17 protein-coding genes are annotated in these 17,111 nt (G+C 53.7%); 5 read left to right on the top strand and 12 right to left on the bottom strand.

Annotation, left to right across the window (positions count from 1 at the left end):
• Nucleotides 1–329: 329 nt before the first annotated feature.
• Entirely contained in the window at nt 330–2,291 is a 1,962-nt protein-coding gene (locus JK208_RS13755; RefSeq protein WP_211576443.1) for an AAA family ATPase, read from the top strand.
• 41 nt (nt 2,292–2,332) lie between these two features.
• Nucleotides 2,333–2,884: a hypothetical protein gene (locus JK208_RS13760; protein ID WP_211576444.1), complete on the top strand. Its 552-nt coding sequence runs from the start codon at nt 2,333–2,335 to the stop codon at nt 2,882–2,884.
• Between the two features lie 115 nt (nt 2,885–2,999).
• Here the strand turns inward: JK208_RS13760 and JK208_RS13765 are convergent, their stop codons facing one another.
• Nucleotides 3,000–4,655 carry a site-specific integrase gene (locus JK208_RS13765; protein WP_211576445.1) on the bottom strand — a complete coding sequence of 552 codons (1,656 nt, stop codon included), beginning with the start codon at nt 4,653–4,655 and terminating at the stop codon, nt 3,000–3,002.
• Between the two features lie 500 nt (nt 4,656–5,155).
• Nucleotides 5,156–6,238 carry a site-specific integrase gene (locus JK208_RS16100; protein WP_349291998.1) on the bottom strand — a complete coding sequence of 361 codons (1,083 nt, stop codon included), beginning with the start codon at nt 6,236–6,238 and terminating at the stop codon, nt 5,156–5,158.
• 155 nt (nt 6,239–6,393) lie between these two features.
• Between JK208_RS16100 and JK208_RS13775 the strand changes: the two genes are divergently transcribed.
• On the top strand, nt 6,394–7,308 hold the full coding sequence (locus JK208_RS13775; protein ID WP_211576447.1) for a hypothetical protein: 915 nt from the start codon (nt 6,394–6,396) through the stop codon (nt 7,306–7,308).
• Between the two features lie 175 nt (nt 7,309–7,483).
• Here JK208_RS13775 and JK208_RS13780 read toward each other — a convergent pair whose 3' ends face one another.
• A complete protein-coding gene (locus JK208_RS13780; RefSeq protein WP_077804178.1) occupies nt 7,484–8,158 on the bottom strand; it encodes a hypothetical protein in 675 nt (224 codons plus the stop codon).
• A gap of 314 nt (nt 8,159–8,472) precedes the next feature.
• A complete protein-coding gene (locus JK208_RS13785) occupies nt 8,473–9,141 on the bottom strand; it encodes a hypothetical protein (protein WP_077804177.1) in 669 nt (222 codons plus the stop codon).
• Between the two features lie 250 nt (nt 9,142–9,391).
• On the opposite strand from JK208_RS13785, the gene JK208_RS13790 reads away from it, so the two are divergent.
• Nucleotides 9,392–9,559 carry a hypothetical protein gene (locus tag JK208_RS13790; protein WP_167369412.1) on the top strand — a complete coding sequence of 56 codons (168 nt, stop codon included), beginning with the start codon at nt 9,392–9,394 and terminating at the stop codon, nt 9,557–9,559.
• Between the two features lie 153 nt (nt 9,560–9,712).
• On the top strand, nt 9,713–9,973 hold the full coding sequence (locus JK208_RS13795) for a hypothetical protein (RefSeq protein WP_211576448.1): 261 nt from the start codon (nt 9,713–9,715) through the stop codon (nt 9,971–9,973).
• Between the two features lie 154 nt (nt 9,974–10,127).
• Here JK208_RS13795 and JK208_RS16105 read toward each other — a convergent pair whose 3' ends face one another.
• The 8 genes from JK208_RS16105 to JK208_RS13825 all read right to left on the bottom strand — a co-directional run bounded on the left by JK208_RS16105 (nt 10,128) and on the right by JK208_RS13825 (nt 16,446).
• The gene (locus tag JK208_RS16105; RefSeq protein ID WP_255376059.1) at nt 10,128–10,253 is read right to left on the bottom strand and encodes a hypothetical protein; all 126 of its coding nucleotides are present in this window, start codon (nt 10,251–10,253) and stop codon (nt 10,128–10,130) included.
• A 141-nt stretch (nt 10,254–10,394) separates the two neighbouring features.
• Nucleotides 10,395–10,523 carry a hypothetical protein gene (locus JK208_RS16110; protein ID WP_268898553.1) on the bottom strand — a complete coding sequence of 43 codons (129 nt, stop codon included), beginning with the start codon at nt 10,521–10,523 and terminating at the stop codon, nt 10,395–10,397.
• 28 nt (nt 10,524–10,551) lie between these two features.
• A complete protein-coding gene (ssb, locus tag JK208_RS13800) occupies nt 10,552–11,046 on the bottom strand; it encodes a single-stranded DNA-binding protein (RefSeq protein ID WP_077804176.1) in 495 nt (164 codons plus the stop codon).
• 741 nt (nt 11,047–11,787) lie between these two features.
• Nucleotides 11,788–12,612 (bottom strand): hypothetical protein, encoded by an 825-nt coding sequence (locus JK208_RS13805; protein WP_077804175.1) that lies wholly within the window; start codon nt 12,610–12,612, stop codon nt 11,788–11,790.
• A 326-nt stretch (nt 12,613–12,938) separates the two neighbouring features.
• Nucleotides 12,939–14,144, bottom strand: coding sequence for an ImmA/IrrE family metallo-endopeptidase (locus tag JK208_RS13810; protein WP_149026843.1), 1,206 nt, complete (start codon nt 14,142–14,144; stop codon nt 12,939–12,941).
• A gap of 71 nt (nt 14,145–14,215) precedes the next feature.
• Entirely contained in the window at nt 14,216–14,917 is a 702-nt protein-coding gene (locus tag JK208_RS13815; RefSeq protein WP_077804173.1) for a hypothetical protein, read from the bottom strand.
• 240 nt (nt 14,918–15,157) lie between these two features.
• On the bottom strand, nt 15,158–15,814 hold the full coding sequence (locus JK208_RS13820; RefSeq protein WP_077804172.1) for an Abi family protein: 657 nt from the start codon (nt 15,812–15,814) through the stop codon (nt 15,158–15,160).
• Nucleotides 15,815–15,939: 125 nt separating this feature from the next.
• A complete protein-coding gene (locus JK208_RS13825; protein WP_077804171.1) occupies nt 15,940–16,446 on the bottom strand; it encodes a helix-turn-helix domain-containing protein in 507 nt (168 codons plus the stop codon).
• Nucleotides 16,447–17,111: the final 665 nt, after the last annotated feature.

A 17,111-nucleotide genomic window follows, 5' to 3' on the forward strand; every position in this document is an offset into this window, starting at 1 on the left:
GAGTAGCGTTTTTGATGAAGACAAAATTGTGCATGCAGATACGCTCAATATCTGTATCGAAGCAGTATTTCCTACATAACCACAAATATATCAAGATACTCACAAGAGATTACAGTCATATTCACTCTGGAAAACAGATAAAAAGTCGGCTTTCGATAAAAACCTGAAAAGTCAGCTTCCCGCTTTACAAATGAGCCCGTAAATTCTGGAAAAACTCCCTTCATTTCCATCTTTTTTCGAAATCCAATATCAAAGATTGCGGGGCCTTGATGATTGGCCGTTTTGTGATTTATTTTAGAATTTAGAGATTATTAAAGATGGAATATAATATGAAACTAACTCACATTCGCATTCAAAATTTCAAGTCAATTCTTGATACAGGTAAAATTTCCATAGGTGAATTATGTTGCCTTGTGGGAAAAAATGAGGCCGGAAAAACAGCAACTTTGACCGCTCTCCAGTCGATCCGCCCTTTCGGTGAAGCGCAAACAACATTTGATGTAACACAAGACTACCCGCGACGCTTTGCTACTCGTTATAAAGAACGTCATCCCGATACGGATGCAGTAGTGGTCGAAACTTGGTGGGAAATATCGGAAACGGCTTTTCAGATCCTTGCGGACGAATTTGGTGGGGAAGCAGTAATATCGCAAGAGATAAAAATCAGCAAGTATTACAATCAGGAAGGTACAACTTGGTCATTACCAATAAATGAACATCTAGCTATAGAACACGCTATCGTAGCGCAGCGCTTAAATGCAGTTGAAAAAAAAGTTGTCGAAAAAGCGACAACCGTAACAGAGCTAATTCATTTGGTAAAAGAACAAGGTGGAACATCTGAGAAACTGAAAGCTCTTTCAAAACAATTTGAAGAATATAGGAACCATTCTGTATTCGCGCGAGGCATTGACCTTATTTCGGACCTTGTCCCAACATTTTTCTATACCTCTCACTATGATCGAATGAGCGGCCAATTGTCCGCACAGAAGATTTTTCAGGATCAGCAACATCATCGCGTTGATCCTGGTGACGAGATATTCATGAATTTCTTACGCCTTGCAGGGACTAATCTTGAAGAATTGACTCGATCGCCTCGGTATGAAGAACTGAACGCTAAGTGTGAGGCCGCATCTGCAGATATAACCGATCAGATTTTTCAATATTGGTCGCAAAATAAATATCTCGAAGTCCAAGTCCATTTAAACGAAGGACGTCCGGAAGACCCGGCTCCCTTCAATGCAGGCGCGGTTGCACGGGCTCGTGTATACAACAAGCTTCATAGGGCAAGTGTTCCGTTTTCAGAGCGAAGCGCGGGATTTGTTTGGTTCTTCTCATTTCTCGTTCAGTTTGCAATGATGCGTCGTCAGACAGACAATGTGATTATTCTGCTTGACGAGCCCGGCCTTACGCTTCACGGAAAAGCACAGGAGGACTTACTCCGCTACATCGAAAAAGAGCTCCTACCATCCCACCAAGTGATCTATTCCACTCATTCTCCTTTCATGGTCCCACCAAGGCGTTTGGCAGATTGTCGTGTTGTTGAAGATGTTGTTAAATTAATTGACTCTACACGTCCAGAATCCCTAGGCACTAAAATAACTGAAGACGTAATGAGTACCGATAAGGATACTTTATTTCCACTTCAAGGCGCGCTGGGATATTCGGTGACGCAGTCTCTATTCATGGGGGAAAATAGTCTTCTCGTTGAAGGGCCATCTGACATTCTGTATTTGCAGGCATTCTCGAACGAGCTCGAACGACGAGGACGCAAGGGCCTGAGCCCAAAATGGATCATGTGTCCTGCTGGTGGTATCGATAATATTAAACCATTTGTCTCATTGTTTCATGGCAATCATCTAAATGTCGCGGTACTTTCTGATCAAGGGCAAGGAGAAAAAGGTAAAATCGAACGTATAAGACGGAGTGAAATACTTACAGGAGAACGGTTTTATACAGTTTCAGAGCTTCTTGATCGCTCAGAAGCTGATATTGAAGACATTATTCATCCGGAATTATTTTGCGAAATAATTAATAATGCCTATAAATTAGAAAACGATCACAAGATTACACCAGAAAAGCTGCGAGAAGCAGATGGGTCTTTGCGTCAGGTAAAACAGGCTGAAGCTTATTTTCGCTGCTTACCTACTCAATTCCCCGAATATAGTCACCACCGTCCCGCCGACTGGTTAATCCGTAATCCGGATATTCTCGAAAGAGAAAATCAAGCAATAAACGATACCCTAAATAAGGTCGAAAAAATATTTTCAATATATAATAATATTATTTCCTAACCTCTTACACGATCAATGAGTTTATAGGAATTGAAAAGATTATGGGAAATATAGTGATTGATCAAGGCTTAGCAGCATTGATCGCTGCCGCCGTCGCCTTGGTGGCGTCTATAATAGGTATAAGATCGTCCAAACTAGCTTCACGGATATCCGCAAGACAGAACGTCGTAGGTCAAGACTTAAAAGATCTTAGTCATTATCTTTATCAGGTAGTCGCTCTTTCTGTTGAGGCAACAAAATCACGAAGCCCAGAACGATTTAACAAAAAATTAGAAGAGGCAAATAAAGCAGCGAAAATGCTTGGGGATCTTAGAATTCGTCATCGTTACTCCATACCCTTCATATTTGAACCAATTTGGTATCTGAAAGGTATGCCACTTTACATTGAACATTATCGGCACGACCTTGAAAATCCACGTATAATTATGCTGCGTAACCAAGCAACTAAATTAAGGAGGGCAATCGACTTATCTTTGGAAAATTATTTTTTCTATGGGAAGGCTCCTGGTTATCTTGCGCGAAAGCAACTAAAATTTAAGGGGAAGAAATTAGAAAGAATTTTTTTAGAAAGGAAACCTAGTGTTTCTTCGTAAAGAATCTTATGGCGTATATTGATAAATCTGGTTGTTTAAGTTTCTGATTAATAATTATGTTATATACCGAAGTAGAAAAAATGAGCGCTTTTGCCCATATTCTTCTGAAGAATGTTCATTTTTTCTCTTTTATACGAGAAAGAAGCTTATCGACAGCTTCAGAATCCCCGGTGATTGCGTCAGTTTCATCCTTGGTCAAATTGAGTTCCTGTAGCATATGCACGTAACGTTCTGACTGCTGGGCAAGATGTTGCGCAAAGTTTTCAGCTGGATCATAGAAGTCGCAACGTGCGCATGCCATTCTATGTGAGCAAGCAGAGTATGCAGGGTTTGTGCACCACCCATGACCTAAGTCATAGCGGAATATTGGATCTCCCGGGCTTGCCTGGCTATCAACTAACACACTGACCATTCGTAAGTTTTCGGTCATTTTGGCGCTTTTATGAAAAGCGGTCATCAGACGTACTGGTGTTAATTCAAGATAATGCTGTGTACTAGAAAAATGGGTATGGCCCAGCCAATTCATCACTTCGACAGGACCAAGACCGGAAGAGCTATTATAAAGCTTAGTTGCCATAGTGGATCTTGCGCGATGACTGGTAATCGCTCCTCGTGAATCAGCCGTAGGAAGCCCGGCTTTACGTAATAAAATAGGAATAATGACGCTGTTAAGGACGTCGTTGCTCACGCGTCGACCGCGGAAACAAAACAAACTCTGTACCATTTGACCCGTGGTGGAATCACGTAATGGCGGCTGCGTTGGTCGCACCTTTTCCCACGCCTTTACCGCATCCATTAAGGGCCTCTCGATAGGTTTCACAAATTCGCCTCGAGTTTTATTAACGGGAATGCGCAACATAGGTTGATCGAAATCGGGCAAAACTTGTTCAGAACTATCGTCTGACCCACCACCTGGCAGATGCTCCATATAAGTGCACCCCACCTCTAGCCGTGTAATTTCGTTGGAGCGACAGCCACTGAATGCCCAAACGACAGCAAGAGCCTGTACCATTTCCAGTGGATAAGTATAACGCCATTGACCTCGCTCTAGTGGTCTTGGCAAGTCTTCGGCCCTGAGGGAAAGTGCTGCTGCCCTTATCTTTAGCCAAAACGCTTCGTCGATGGGGCGAGGGTTACGTTGTCTACTGCGTAATACTTGACGTGGGACAGAAAAGCCACGAACCGGATTGAAGGAGGGTTTTATCCACTCCCAGTATTGTAGGTCTCGAAAAAAAACTCGCATTGCTGAAAGCATGCTGATCTTACTATTCGGCTGTAGCGGTTCGCCCATATTCAGATTCGGCCGAGGTTTTTTTAGTAGTTCCCCAATACGCATTGTATCTACAAAACGCACATATTCAAATGCAATATCTAATGTCCAATGAACCGGTGAGGTTATCTCAGGGTGTTCTCGCATTAGCCATCTACCAGCCGTCATCAAATCTCCGAAATGACCACGTCGCGTTTTTTCAGCAAGTGATGATGTCTGATGCCAACGTTGGCACCAACTAAGCCACTGTTCTCCAACACCAAGACGTTCCCAATGCTCGGGTTTTTTACGAGGCCGGAGATACGTCACACGTTGGCGAACTATTTTTAATTCAACTAGAGCTCCACTTATCGTGCTGACTTTGCTCCGTCCGGCCTGAGACGATATATTCTTTGCGTATTCAGAAAGAGTTTCATCTGTAATGTCCTCCAAATGCGGGGACCAGTGAAAGAGAAGTATATCGGCTACCGCCTGCCTTAGTACGCCCTCTCTTGAGTTCATGGCGAAGCCCATCCGTACGAGGGCACTACGGACTTTCTCAAACTCTGCATCCACGTTGTCTCTTCCGAACAACTCTCGTGCAAGTGCCAGACGCGGTGTTTTTGTGGGCAAATTGTAGTTCCGCCCAAGCTTGGCGCCGTAGGCCCGCGCCGCACCTATGACAAGCAAGGATGGACAAGTCGCACCATGGTTTCGCCAGACATTAGCCCAATCGTCAGCAGACCATGTTTGGGGTGGCGTCAATAGGTCTGCTGCGCCGCGTATAATCGCAGATAGCAGCTGATATCTTGGAGAAACCCTACGAGATTCTCGTGCTTCGAGATACTGGTCTGCCGGCTCAAGTAAACAGTACAGTGAACTCACTAAATCACGAAACCCGCGTCTCAATGATTTTATAGATTTTACACGACATAATATCTCGATCTCCTCTTCTGTGAGAAAAAGTGATTGGGACTGAACGCAATTATGAACTGTCATCAGCGCGTTATTGGTTCTCGTTTTCATAAACTCTTGAACCGATCAGCCATCATATGGGAGGCACGGGCAAAAGCATTTGCAAGATCACGCCCGCTTAAGTGGATGTACGTCATAGTGCTGTCTGTGCTGCGATGTCCTGCAAATGCTGATAGCTCTTTCAGATCAAGTCCAGCTCGCGCAAGATCCGTGAGGCGCATATGGCGGAGTGTATGAGTGCTAAAGCCGGGGACAACAGCAGCTTTTGCCAAGGCGGCAGCAACCAAACCCCAAGTATAGCCGCCTAGCGGCTTTCCCCGATTCCGAGGGCTATCAGACAAAAATAAGAAGGGACTGGAAACAAGATGTAATCGACGTTCAGGTAAGTAGGCACGAAGTAAGCCGCTAGCTGTAGGAGAAAACACTACAATCCTTTCTCGACCGCCTTTAGCGTGTTCGGCACGGATGATAATTTGACGTGCAGAAAAATCGAAGTCGTCAAGACGAAGGGTAATGAGTTCATTACGTCTCAATGCTCCATCGTAGGCTAATACAAACATTAAGCGATCACGAACGGATCTTGTTTGCACTACGGCTATTAGACGTTTCCACTGATCGTCGCTTGGTAATTTAGGAATGTAACGTGGAGTAGGCACGAGACCACGTCGCGTTGGAATTATCTCGCCCTCTGGTGTCCGTCGGACACTGCCATGTGGGACGGGATTACGATCAAGAAGACCACAATCTACCAAGTAGTCTGCATAAATCCTGAGTCCTACTACTCGCTGCTTCACCGTCGCCCTTGCTAGACGCGAGCCCAGGGATGCCCGGTGGCGCGACGACGTCTGAGCAAGATGTAGGACATAACGGTGCGGAATTGATTGGTCGAAACACAAATTACTGAGATCACCTACCATTTCTATTAGGCTCTCAATGGCACGGCCATAGGCTAAAACCGTATTACGACTTAGCCCACGAACCTCAAGACTTGTTAGGAAATTTATAGCTATTTTTTCAGTACTACAACGAGGAAGCAGGTTGGCCCATGCGGGCGAAAGTGGGTCCGTACACTGGAGCGGCGCTAGCGCCGCTCCAGTGTACGGAGGATCTGGGTCAGACCTGGTTTGCATCTCAAGACTCACTTTTGTCTATGGAAGCTACGATAGCTATCGGACAATTCAAAGTAACATGAGAAGGCAACGGCAGAACGCAGGAGGCGTTTGTCGCGGAACTCGGCCGACACTACGGGCATAATGTGGACCTCTCCGTCATCACGAGATCTCGGATGGTCTCCGCGTCCATTGCCGGCACGCAGGATCCGGACCATCCGGCCATGGCGGCCCTGCTGACGGACGCCAGTTCGCCCGCCCGCACCCGTGCTCTTAAGGAGCTGATGCAGGACATGGGCTCCGGTCCTGCCGCAAGGCCGCTGGATGACCTCGTCATCCGCACGGCCGCGCCTGGGGAAACTGTCTCGGGGATCTTCAAAACACGAACCAGCTTATCCGGTGCGTTTGAAACGCCTGACGGGATCGTGGCGGTGCCTGTCGCGGATCTGCGAAACGCTGTCCGAATGGACGGCGGGTACACCATCACCGTGCAGTCGGATTTTTTGACGGCCTCTGCTGCTCCGATGCTTCGGCCCGTACCGCGTCCGGTCGTCCCGGCTGTCTTCGGGCCTGCGGAAGAGAAGCGCGAAAACGCGCTCCTGGCACAGGCCAAGGAAGAAGGCCTTAAGGCCGCCGCCTCTCTTCATGCGTTCTGGTCGGCCCCGCCTTCCCTCGTCTGCCGCGACATCGAGGCCGCTATCCGCCAGGAGGGCGGCGATGCAGCACAGGCCTTTACCGGCATGAAGGCCGGAGGCCGTCATGCGGCGCTCGGGAAAAAGATCGAAAAGGAACTGCGCCACAATCCGACCTTCGCGCGCGAGCTGGGCAAGGTGCAGAAGGACATGGCAGCCTATGGCGACAGTCGGGGAAAGGCCTTTGCGTTTGGGGCCGCTCACGGTCGGGAAACAGAAATCCTGACAGACCTGGCCGGGACGGATCGGGAGATCGCCCGCCATGCCAGCCGGACTCCCACTTCTGAACCGGGCCGCGCCCTGATTCAGACCCTGACCGGCCAGCCCGCCCTAACCGCCACAACGGACCCGGCAGACCGCCCGTCTCTTTCGTCTGCCCAAACACCCGGCCCCGGCTGATCGCCCCCGGTTTTCCTAGACCCATCCTGCCTGTGCGGCGAGCACACTGACGGCGACGAAAGAGGAATGGAGGTGGCGTTTTCCTGAGCCCATCCTGCCACCGGCCAAGACGGGCGACGGGACAGGCCGTCGTCGGAAAAGAACGCGGGTGAACGAACCCTTCAGGGCCGCCCGGTTAAAGGAGCCGTTCACGGATGATTTTTCCGGCGAGTTCGATGGACTCATTGCTGTTGAGGCCACCCGCACTGGTGAGATGCGGGATCACGGCGAGAGGCGTCTCTCCGGGATAGAGCCTGATGCGTTTTGTGTGGTTTCCGACCTTGAACTCCGCGAGTTCACACTTGATTTCTGGTTCGGATGCGATGCTCACGAAATCTCGCTCGTGTGTTACGCCGACGCCAATAAACAGTTTTGGTCTATGCTCCTTGACCTGCGCTCTCATTGTCTTGAAGCAAACATTTCTGACATATGCGATGTAATCGGCCTTGCTTGCGAAGCCTGTACGCTCCTGCGCTTCAGCGGACCATGTATCGACGGTCAGGCAGTTTTCCGGGAAGAGGTTTGTGAGCATGTAGCCGCAGTCTGGAGACGCGAAAATGCTTCTTTCTTTTGCAAACTCGAAGGCTTCGCTGATGGGATAACCCTCGATGCAACAAAGCAGCTTGTGGGCTTTTCGATTGTATCCTCCGGGGTATCCCCATTGCTTTTCGACTGAAAAACCTTCTTCCGCGACCAGGGCGGGATTTGTATTTTCGGAATCACCAAACTCAATGCCACAGAGCCAGGTGGAAGGCTTTTCAGCACTTCCAATATCTCCCGGCCCATCAAACCGGTAGTCGTCCAGCCTCATCGTGTGACCTTTAACGAACGACGCATTTCTTGAAAGCATTATGGCCTCTCTGGAAGTAACTTCGTTCGAGACTAGGAAACCGCGTTGAGGGAGGCAATTCTACCCTTGCCTCTTTCGATTGCCTTAGCGCAGCCCCCTGTGGGGGGCGAGCACTGGGGGCATCACACTCCGCGCCGACTAGGCGCGTCCGCCTTTGCGGGAAAAACCGAGAGGGGGACACCAGAGGGCGGACGGGAGAAGAGGCCGAGGGCAGAGCCGAGGCCGTCAGCGCGGCCCCGGTTAGTGGCCGGACCTGCTGGCCCGGCTTGTGGGGGTTAGAGAACGGCCCCCCACTGTGCGGCGCGGACGTTCTCGGTGAGGCTGCGGGCGTTGTCCTTGACGTAAGGCTTCCAGTCTTCCCCGATCAGTTCGCGGTAGGCGTCACATGCGCCCTGAGCCAGGACGGCGAGCGCGTAAGCCTTGGGAGCCTGCTGTGCAGCGAAACGGACGGCCCGATCTACGCGGTTTTCCCCGCCGTCGATGCCTTGGCGGTCTTCGTCGCGGCTTTCGTTGCTGAAAGAGTTCTGTTCGTCGCGGGCAATCTGGCGCTTGTTCTCGTAGAAGTTGGCGGCCCCATAGGCAGAGCGGATCAAGCCGTCCACGATGCGGCCAAGGTGCATTTCCATGGCCTTGAAATTGCGCTCGCCCCGGAAGTCTGTGACGACAAGCACGTCCTCAAGAAGCGTGTACTGGTCGCGGATCATGCTCAAACCGGCCCCCATCAGCTCGTCATAATCGCCAGCCTCGAAACCGAAATGCTGAACAATGGCGGAAATCTTGTCATCATTGGGGGCGAGACGGAGAACGTCCGCCAGCGTGGGGGAGGCAATGGCCTTGGTGCGCTCGCGGGCTTCGTTGAAACGGCGGACGGCGGCGGGGCTGGCCTTGTTTGCAGCCTTGCGGTTCTGGGCCTTCGGTGCGATTGTGGTTGCTGCGTCGGACATGAAACTCACCTTTTCTAGTCTAGCGAAGTCCCGTTCGGTGCTAGAACACCGTTCGGGGCGCTTTGTCTTGAGGGGCAATCCCTTTCGACAAGTAAAAGATAGCCTTTCTGGCCTTTCATGACAAGAGAAAAAGCACGAAAAACCGCTATAAAACGCGCTTTATTTTTGCGTGACAAGTAAAAAGATTTCTTGATTACTTTATTAATACCTGTCGTTTTCCTAGACCCATCCTGCCCGTGCGGCGAGCACATTGACGGCGACGAGAGTGGAACGACAGTGGCGTTTTCCTGAGCCCATCCTGCCACCGGCCAAGACGGTCGACGGGACAGGCCGTCAAGCCCGGAGCGTCCTGAGCAAGGGTGGCTGGCCTGCGGCTGATGCGGGGTCGCGTGCGGCCCTGCAGCAGACGCGGGCCTGACACCTGCCGCCGAGGGTCGCGCAGTGGCTTTACGGACTGGCACGGCGACTGTCAGACTGAACGCTGGATGCGAGGCCGCCGTCGTGGAACGGCCCTCCCGGGCGGTCCTTCAGGACCGTTCGGGAGGGACGAGGAGCCGTCTCACGGTCGAACGTGCCAGACCAGGACCGTCCGTTCAGGAAAAAGAACGCGGGTGAACCGTTACCCGGATGGGCCGCCCCGACCCTTCTTCTGTTTTTTCTACCTACGGCCCTGATTTGCACCGGAACAGTCCCGCGTCAGGAAGAACACACCCCCACCCACGGCAAGCACCAGCAGGCCTCCCCGGACTGGATGCAAAAAGCCCTGCCAGATCAGGAGAAGAACGGCTGCCTGAATACTCAGTGCAACAATGCGGATTATGGTTTGTCGTGACATGAGCGCAGTCTAGCTCTTTCCGCTGCCCTGGCGCAGTCCCCCTGTGGGGGGCGAGCACTGGGGGCATCACACTTCGCGCCGACGAGGCGCGTCCGCCTGACTAAATCGGGCGAGCGGACAAAAAAAGCGGCCCGGAGGCCGCCTGTCCGTGTCACTGATGGGACGTTCGCAACTTTGCGAGCCGGGTGGCAATCGGTCCGATCGCAAGCCCCAGACCGATGGTGAAAACAGCGGCAGGAAGAAGAATAAACAGGATACTCTGAGTCACGTTATCCATTGGTTTTCGCCTCCGTCTTGTCCTCAGGATAAGGGATATAGGCCAGAAAAGTCAAAGAAATTGCCTCACGCGCCGCACCCAGAAAAAAGCAGGTGACGGCACGCATGGGGGTCAACGGTCCTGTCCCGGAGATGAGTGGGGTCACGATGCCGAGCCCCACGCGCTGAGGGCGAATGTCTGAAGGACGCTGGCAATCGCCTTGTAGCGGTCTTCCTTGTGTTTAGAGCGCTGCGGTGGGGGTAGCAGCGCCATGAGGCGGTCTTTGTTCATCTTACGCTATGCCCCTTCCCCCCGGCACTCAAAATGGAATTTCGTCATCGAGGTCGTTCCCGCCCGGTGCGTCCCAGCCCGCATTGCGGTTTCCGTTGCCAGACGATCCCCCAGACCGGCCGCCACCGTTTCCACCAGCAAAGCCGGCATCGCCCTCATCGCCATTGCCTCGGTTGCTGTCGATCAGCACCAGCTCACCCCGGAAACGGTCAACGACGACCTCTGTGGTGTAGTGCTCCTGACCACCCTGATCGGTCCATTTGCGGGTGCGGAGTTCGCCTTCGATATAGACCTTGCGGCCTTTGCGGAGGAACCGCTCCGCCACGTCACCAGCCCGCTCATTGAAGATGACGACACGGTGCCATTCGGTACGCTCACGGCGCTCCCCGCTCTGCCGGTCGTTCCAGGTGTCGGACGTGGCCAGAGGGAAACTCACGATCTTGGACCCGGACTGCGTATTGCGGACTTCCGGGTCTTTACCAAGGTTGCCAACGAGAATGACTTTGTTAACAGAACCGGCCATGAGAACCTCCAAGAATTAAGGAACGTATCAACTGGACTGTTTCGGCGTTATTGCCTTCGTCCATGAATAGATATTAGGTTTTTACTTTATCGCAGTCAACAAAAACCGCAGGAAACCGCCGTTTTTGAGAAAATAAATCTTCAATAATTGACGATTTACTTGTTGAATACTTAATGGATATTTGATGTTTTCCTAGACCCATCCTGCCCGTGCGGCGAGCACACTGACGGCGACGAAAGAGGAATGGAGGTGGCGTTTTCCTGAGCCCATCCTGCCACCGGCCAAGACGGGCGACGGGACAGGCCGTCAAGCCCGGAGCGTCCTGAGCAAGGGAGGCAGGTTTGCGTCTGCTGCAGGGTCGCGCGCGGCCCTGCAGCAGACGCGGGCCTGACACCTGAAGCCGAGGGATGTGCAGTGGCTTTACGGACTGGCACGGCGACTGTCAGACTGAACGCTGGATGCGAGGCCACCTCCATGGAACGTGCCTCCCCGGACGGTCCGCAGGACGGGCCGGGGAGGTTGAGGAGCCGTCTCACGAACCGATCCCCAGACCAGGGCCGACCGTTATTGGAAAAGGATGCGGGTGAACCGTTACCCGGAAGGGCCGAGACGCAGGGTCCAGACGCACGGTTGAGGGCGGCTGGACCCTGTGGCTCGGTCGAACTTGGCGACGCAGGAGCCTAGTAAGATAGAGTGAACGAACCCTTCAGGGCCGCCCCCAATCCTCTTTTCGCCTACCCTTCAAATCACCCACGGGTCAGTCTCGAAGAAAGAAAACATACTATCCCCTCTCTCCCCCTCTGCTTTCTTCATTTTCCTTCTCAAAACTCTGCGCTCCTGGCGCGCTTTCCGCCTCTTCTTTTCGTGGGCCTTCCAGCAGCCCCGCAGGACAGCCCGCAGCTCCGGACACGAGGCACTGATCTGTCCATAGGACTGACGCCGAAACCGGGCGACGCCACCGAACCGGTCGATCCCTGTCAGCAGGGTGCTCCTGCCGATCTCCGGATAGAAGATCACGCCGAGGCCATCCTGCGCATCGGGTGTCGAGGGCGGGCGGAGAAAGAGGGTGGCGAAGCCGTCCGTTGTCTCAACCCATCCCGGCACCGGCCCTACCAGTCGGCGCAAAGGCATCAGGTCAAAGTCAGGGCAGTTCTCGGCTACGGCGGGCGCGAGAGGCGCAGACCTGTGCCAGAAGCTGGCGCTACAGCCCGCCCAGTCTCTCGAAGGATCCGTTGGAAACAGGATCGAGAAAACGGTGATGAGGTCTGCTTCATACACGAGCTGACCGCCCTGCCATTTGGCAAAGCCCGGATCATCGAAGCTGTCGAAATACTCCATGCCCCGGATACTGACGTCCGGATAGTCGTCGGACAGCCCGTGACCGTGCCCGAGGAAGGACGTGCCGATCCCGTTTTCGAGGGTCATCACCAGCGTGGTGTCGTTCTCCCACGCCATCTGGCTTGGTGCACAGGTCCGGTAGGCGCGCTCTTCCGCGATCTGGCGCAGACGGTCCTGCGGGGCGGTGAGCGTAAAGACTGTTGTGACGGGACTAGCCACGAGAAGCATCCTTTTTCTCTTTTCAGATGCTTTCCCGCAGGCGCAGACGGCTGGACGGGACAATGGCGCGCCCTCAGGGCGCGGGCCGCGTGCGGCCGAACCATTGTGGCGGCCGGACGGCCTGTGGCGCGTCTTCCCTGTTTTTTCTTATTTACAAAGTGCGCGTCCGAGGAGTGTACGATTGACGGCTGCTTACGCCTACATCTCGGACGTGTGGGGCGTGGCTCAGCGCCTCCCCAAAGCAGACGTCGCCCGTTGCACGCGACGACGGGTCTGCTTGAATCCCGGTGCAGCTCAAACTCATTTTCGGGCAGGCCCTAAGAGGGTTCGTTCAGTTATTCCCTATCAGGGAACGGGATTATTTCTCCTTTGGGCGACAGATCGGCTGCCGACGACCCCGTGCGAATTTTGAGAGAAACAACTTCTGCTGGCTCCCGATCAAACCAACCGCTCGGTAGACTGCACAAGCTCTCGACATCCGACGCCGATATCGTGAACTCCGTTGCCAGAAGATCGGCCTTACCGCGAACTCCATGCTCGACAATCAGGTTAAGGCTGTCACGGAGCGCTTTCGGCGCCACAATTGGCCAATTGTGGTCCAGTGGCTCCCCTTTCGACCAACCTTTGGCAGAGTAAAGTTTATAAAGTTGCCGAGTATATTCCTCGGGAATGATCTCAAGGTCACTAAGGCGCTTGATCTGAGCCTTAATCGAGACACGCCACCGCTCTTTCAAATTGGTGAGCATCGCCAGTGAAGGGTATTTAACTTCGTGTGGATATGTCGTGGAAGGCATAAGAAGAGCGCTTGCCAAACGAAACGCCTGCCGTTCGATCATGCGAAGGTTATCTTGGAACTCCTCCTCCGGTACCTGGTGATGCAGTACGACATGGGCAAGTTCGTGAGCAGCGTCCATCTGCCGACGAGGAAAGGACATTTTATCGGTTGCTAGGAGCACATGCGGGCGCCCGTCCACTGGAGACCAACTGCAAAGACCGTCCAGTTTGGTCGTGCCCATCGGGATCGTCGCCACTACGATACCTATACGCTCCATGAGCACCACGACATCGCCACATGGACCTTCGCCCATGTTCCAGTGTTGGCGCAGCCGTAGCGCAATGTCTTCGATGTCTTCATCTCGAAGTTCGCCGTAGGTCGCCCCATCTAGAACATCGGGGATGTCGATTTCCGGCAGGTCGACATAATGTCCTAGCACGAAGCTGACTTCCTGAAGCCAATGCATTTGCGCCTTTTGGTATGCCAGATCACGCACAAGCGTGCTGGCCAAAGAGCGCAGAAATGTTGGACGTTCGCTATGGTAGGGCGGCCGAAGAAAAAATTCAGGCCGAACGCCTAACTCACCAGCAACTCGGACGAGCGTGGAATAATCGGGACTCTGGTCAGCCCCAAGATCTTCCCAACGCGATACTGAGGTAGGGCTGACACCAAGACGTCTTGCGAGCGCAGATTTGGTTGCAATCCGGCGAGCCTCGCGAGCTTCGGTCAGTCGGGCGGGTATAAATCCCGGAGTACCAATACGCATATTTCGAATCCCATCGGCTCCGTACCCAATGGATACGGAGCAAGCATACCTTGTCTGAAACCGGGTTCCGGTTAGTCGGTGGTTCCCTCAGCGATATCGCTGTCGGGCTGTGTCTCGGGTGGGACGAATATCTTACGGGTTTGACGCAGCTTCACAATCTTCGCTTCACAATCCGGACCATCTGGTGTGACTGGATCGGAAGCGTAACCGCCCAGGAATTTCTCCAAGGATTCGTAGAAGATAAAGTCTTTATAATCCGACCCGATTACCCCGATTGCGATTTCCTCGATCATCCCGGCGCGCTCGCGATCCCTCGCGGTCAAGAAGAGCGCGAAGATATCAGTTGGCCGCGGGCTTTTCTCATCAACGAGAAGGCTAGGCTGAAGATGGACGTTAAGCGTCACCCCGGCTGCTCTCGACATATTCTTGGCAGGAATCTTGCGCCGTTCCGGCATGGCGGCAAACCCGAGGATAACGCCAGATTCGCGACCGGCAAATCGTGCAAAGGGTTGGAACACCTTCAAGTCGGTACCGAGCATCACGCCATCGATAAGCAGATGCCCGCCATGAAGCTGAACGACCTCTTCGTAGCCTTCTTCCTGTAGACGGAATCGAATTTGACCTTCCGCTTCCCGACTACGCTTTGGGTTAAGCGTCAACTCTTTGCGCACCACCTCGTGTGCCTTGAGTGCTTCTGCCCGCAGCCTGTCCTCCAGATCGAGCAAGAGGTGCTTGGGTAGAGCGTCAAGAATGGTGCGGCGAATATCGGTCATAGGGTTTGTTTAGCGAATAAATGGATTTAATCCAACATTTTTCGCGTTTTGAATGAAGAATCTCTTGGAAATCGCGCTTGACAATAAGCAGCTCCCAGCGGGGGCGGGTTGAGCATAAGTGCATTGTCGTCTCCGCCTTCATTGCCAGTCGGAGGTGGGATGGAGCGAGTGAAATAGGAGGTCGGCAATGGTGGTGTCGGCGCTTCCGGTGCCAGAGGGCGGTAGCTCAGACTGCTATATCTAAGCGCCGTCACCGTCTTGCAAGACAAGTCGTTCGGACGGGAACACTTGGGAAAAACGATCAAGCGACCGGCACCACGAGGCGGCCGCCGGCGAAAGCCACACCGTGATTTGCAGGATCGCGGAATGGTGTTTTTCTAGGTCCCAGAACAGGATCGGCTCATGATGAGCGATCCGGTTGCGGAGAAGGCGGATCGGGGTCAGGGGGACTGACAGGCTCTTGCGCGTGAGACCCTTACCATCCTCGCGTCTGGCAATACGGTGCAAATCCGTCTGCCACAAATTCTCGTAGGGCTTGCCAAGCATCGTGGTCCAGAAGCTCAGGGTGAGGGCCGCTACGACGCGGCCAGGCGTGGCCTCCTTGCGCTGCCGCGCCAAGTCCAAGAGCGCGGCCGTGACCTGCTCCCTTTGATAGGGGCCGATTAGGAGATCTGGCTCCTCGAACCAACGGCACCCCTTGTGCTCCGCCAGCACGGCATGGACGCGATTACGCAACGCCACTTCAAGCACCTGAAGAGGGACGTAGAGCGCTTCGGATAGGCGCGTGTTAAGGGCGTAGAGGTCGAGCGCCCTCCGCCGATCGCCACCCGCCCAACTCAGGTAGCGGCTGAACCGCTCCAGCGAGAGGGCTTGTTCAAGTTCTTCGTCCACGATCATATACACGCTCCCGAAGGCGTCCTCTGGCCTTGCCCTAGGACGTCAGTTGATCTATATCTTTCCGCGTAAGCCCCGGTCCCGTCTCTGTCAGCAATGACATGCGGCCGGGGCAACCTGTTTCTGGGCTAGGATTTTGTCCTGACTCGCCGTCGGAGCGGCGATAGCTGTGCGTCCGACCGGGCTTGGCGGAGCGCCTTTTTCGCGTCTTTTTCCCGCGCGAAGTCAGGCTCCAGGGAACGCACCTTCTCAATCAGCCCATCCAGATGATAGATATTGCTGTCATAGTCGCCCGCAGCGGTGCGCCGCATCTCGCGACGGATCAGCCCGGCTTTCTCCAACAGAGCGATGTTGTTCTGGATCGCCCTCACGGTTACACCCATACGGTCCGCCATATCCTTCTTCGTGGGAAAGGGTGGGCGGCTCGCGTCGTACCAGTATTCCAGCAGCTGGATAATGATGTTGAATTGCATCGGGCTCAAGTTCATGCGCCCTTGGGAGCGAATGAGTATCGCAGGAACGCCGGCATAACCGTGGCTGACCACAGATTTGCCCCAAATCCCTTCCGTCGAGGAAAGCTTGCGCGTCGGTTTGGCACTCGGAAAATCAACGACGGTGTTAGTGGTCTCGCTCATATTACTTCTCCTGACGCCAACCTATGGATGGGACCGGACCAGCGCAACGCTCGCACAGAGTGGGGGTGGTGAAATCGAAGGGGCTACCCGATTAGGACTACTTGCGATGCTATCTCTGAACGCTGCTTAGGTAGCGCTACTTATGTGGTTGTTTGGAGGGGAGAGGTGGCGCACTAAATACCTAACAGGTAGATGAAAATAATTCTCTACCATCGGAGGAATTTCGTTCTGAAAATCAACCTTGAGTCGACAATCACTCCGGCTGATGAAGGAATACGTATGATCGACGCTCATGTTTTCCGCGGTAGGCGTTCGCCTTAGCCCGGGTCAGCTCCATGCTCGAACCCGTCATGGAGTAGACGCCGCGCGCTCCGCCGAAGCCGGGCCATGTCTCGACCACCTGGAAGCCGCTGCAATAATCGCTAACCGATCGACTGAGTAGCGGCGCGCAATTCGTCTCAAGCAACGTCAGGGCGGCCAACTCGACGATCACGCTGCTCCAAGTCAACACCTATATTTGAGGCGCTCTGGGATTTGCGAAGACGTCCGCTTTCAGAAGCATTCCATCCAAAACTCGATTGACCGGGTGGGGGGGGGGGGGGGGGGGGGGGGGGGGGGGGGGGGGGGGGGGGGGGGGGGGGGGGGGGGGGGGGGGGGGGGGGGGG

It is taken from the genome of Gluconobacter sp. Dm-74 (assembly GCF_018256135.1).
Lineage (GTDB): Bacteria > Pseudomonadota > Alphaproteobacteria > Acetobacterales > Acetobacteraceae > Gluconobacter > Gluconobacter cadivus.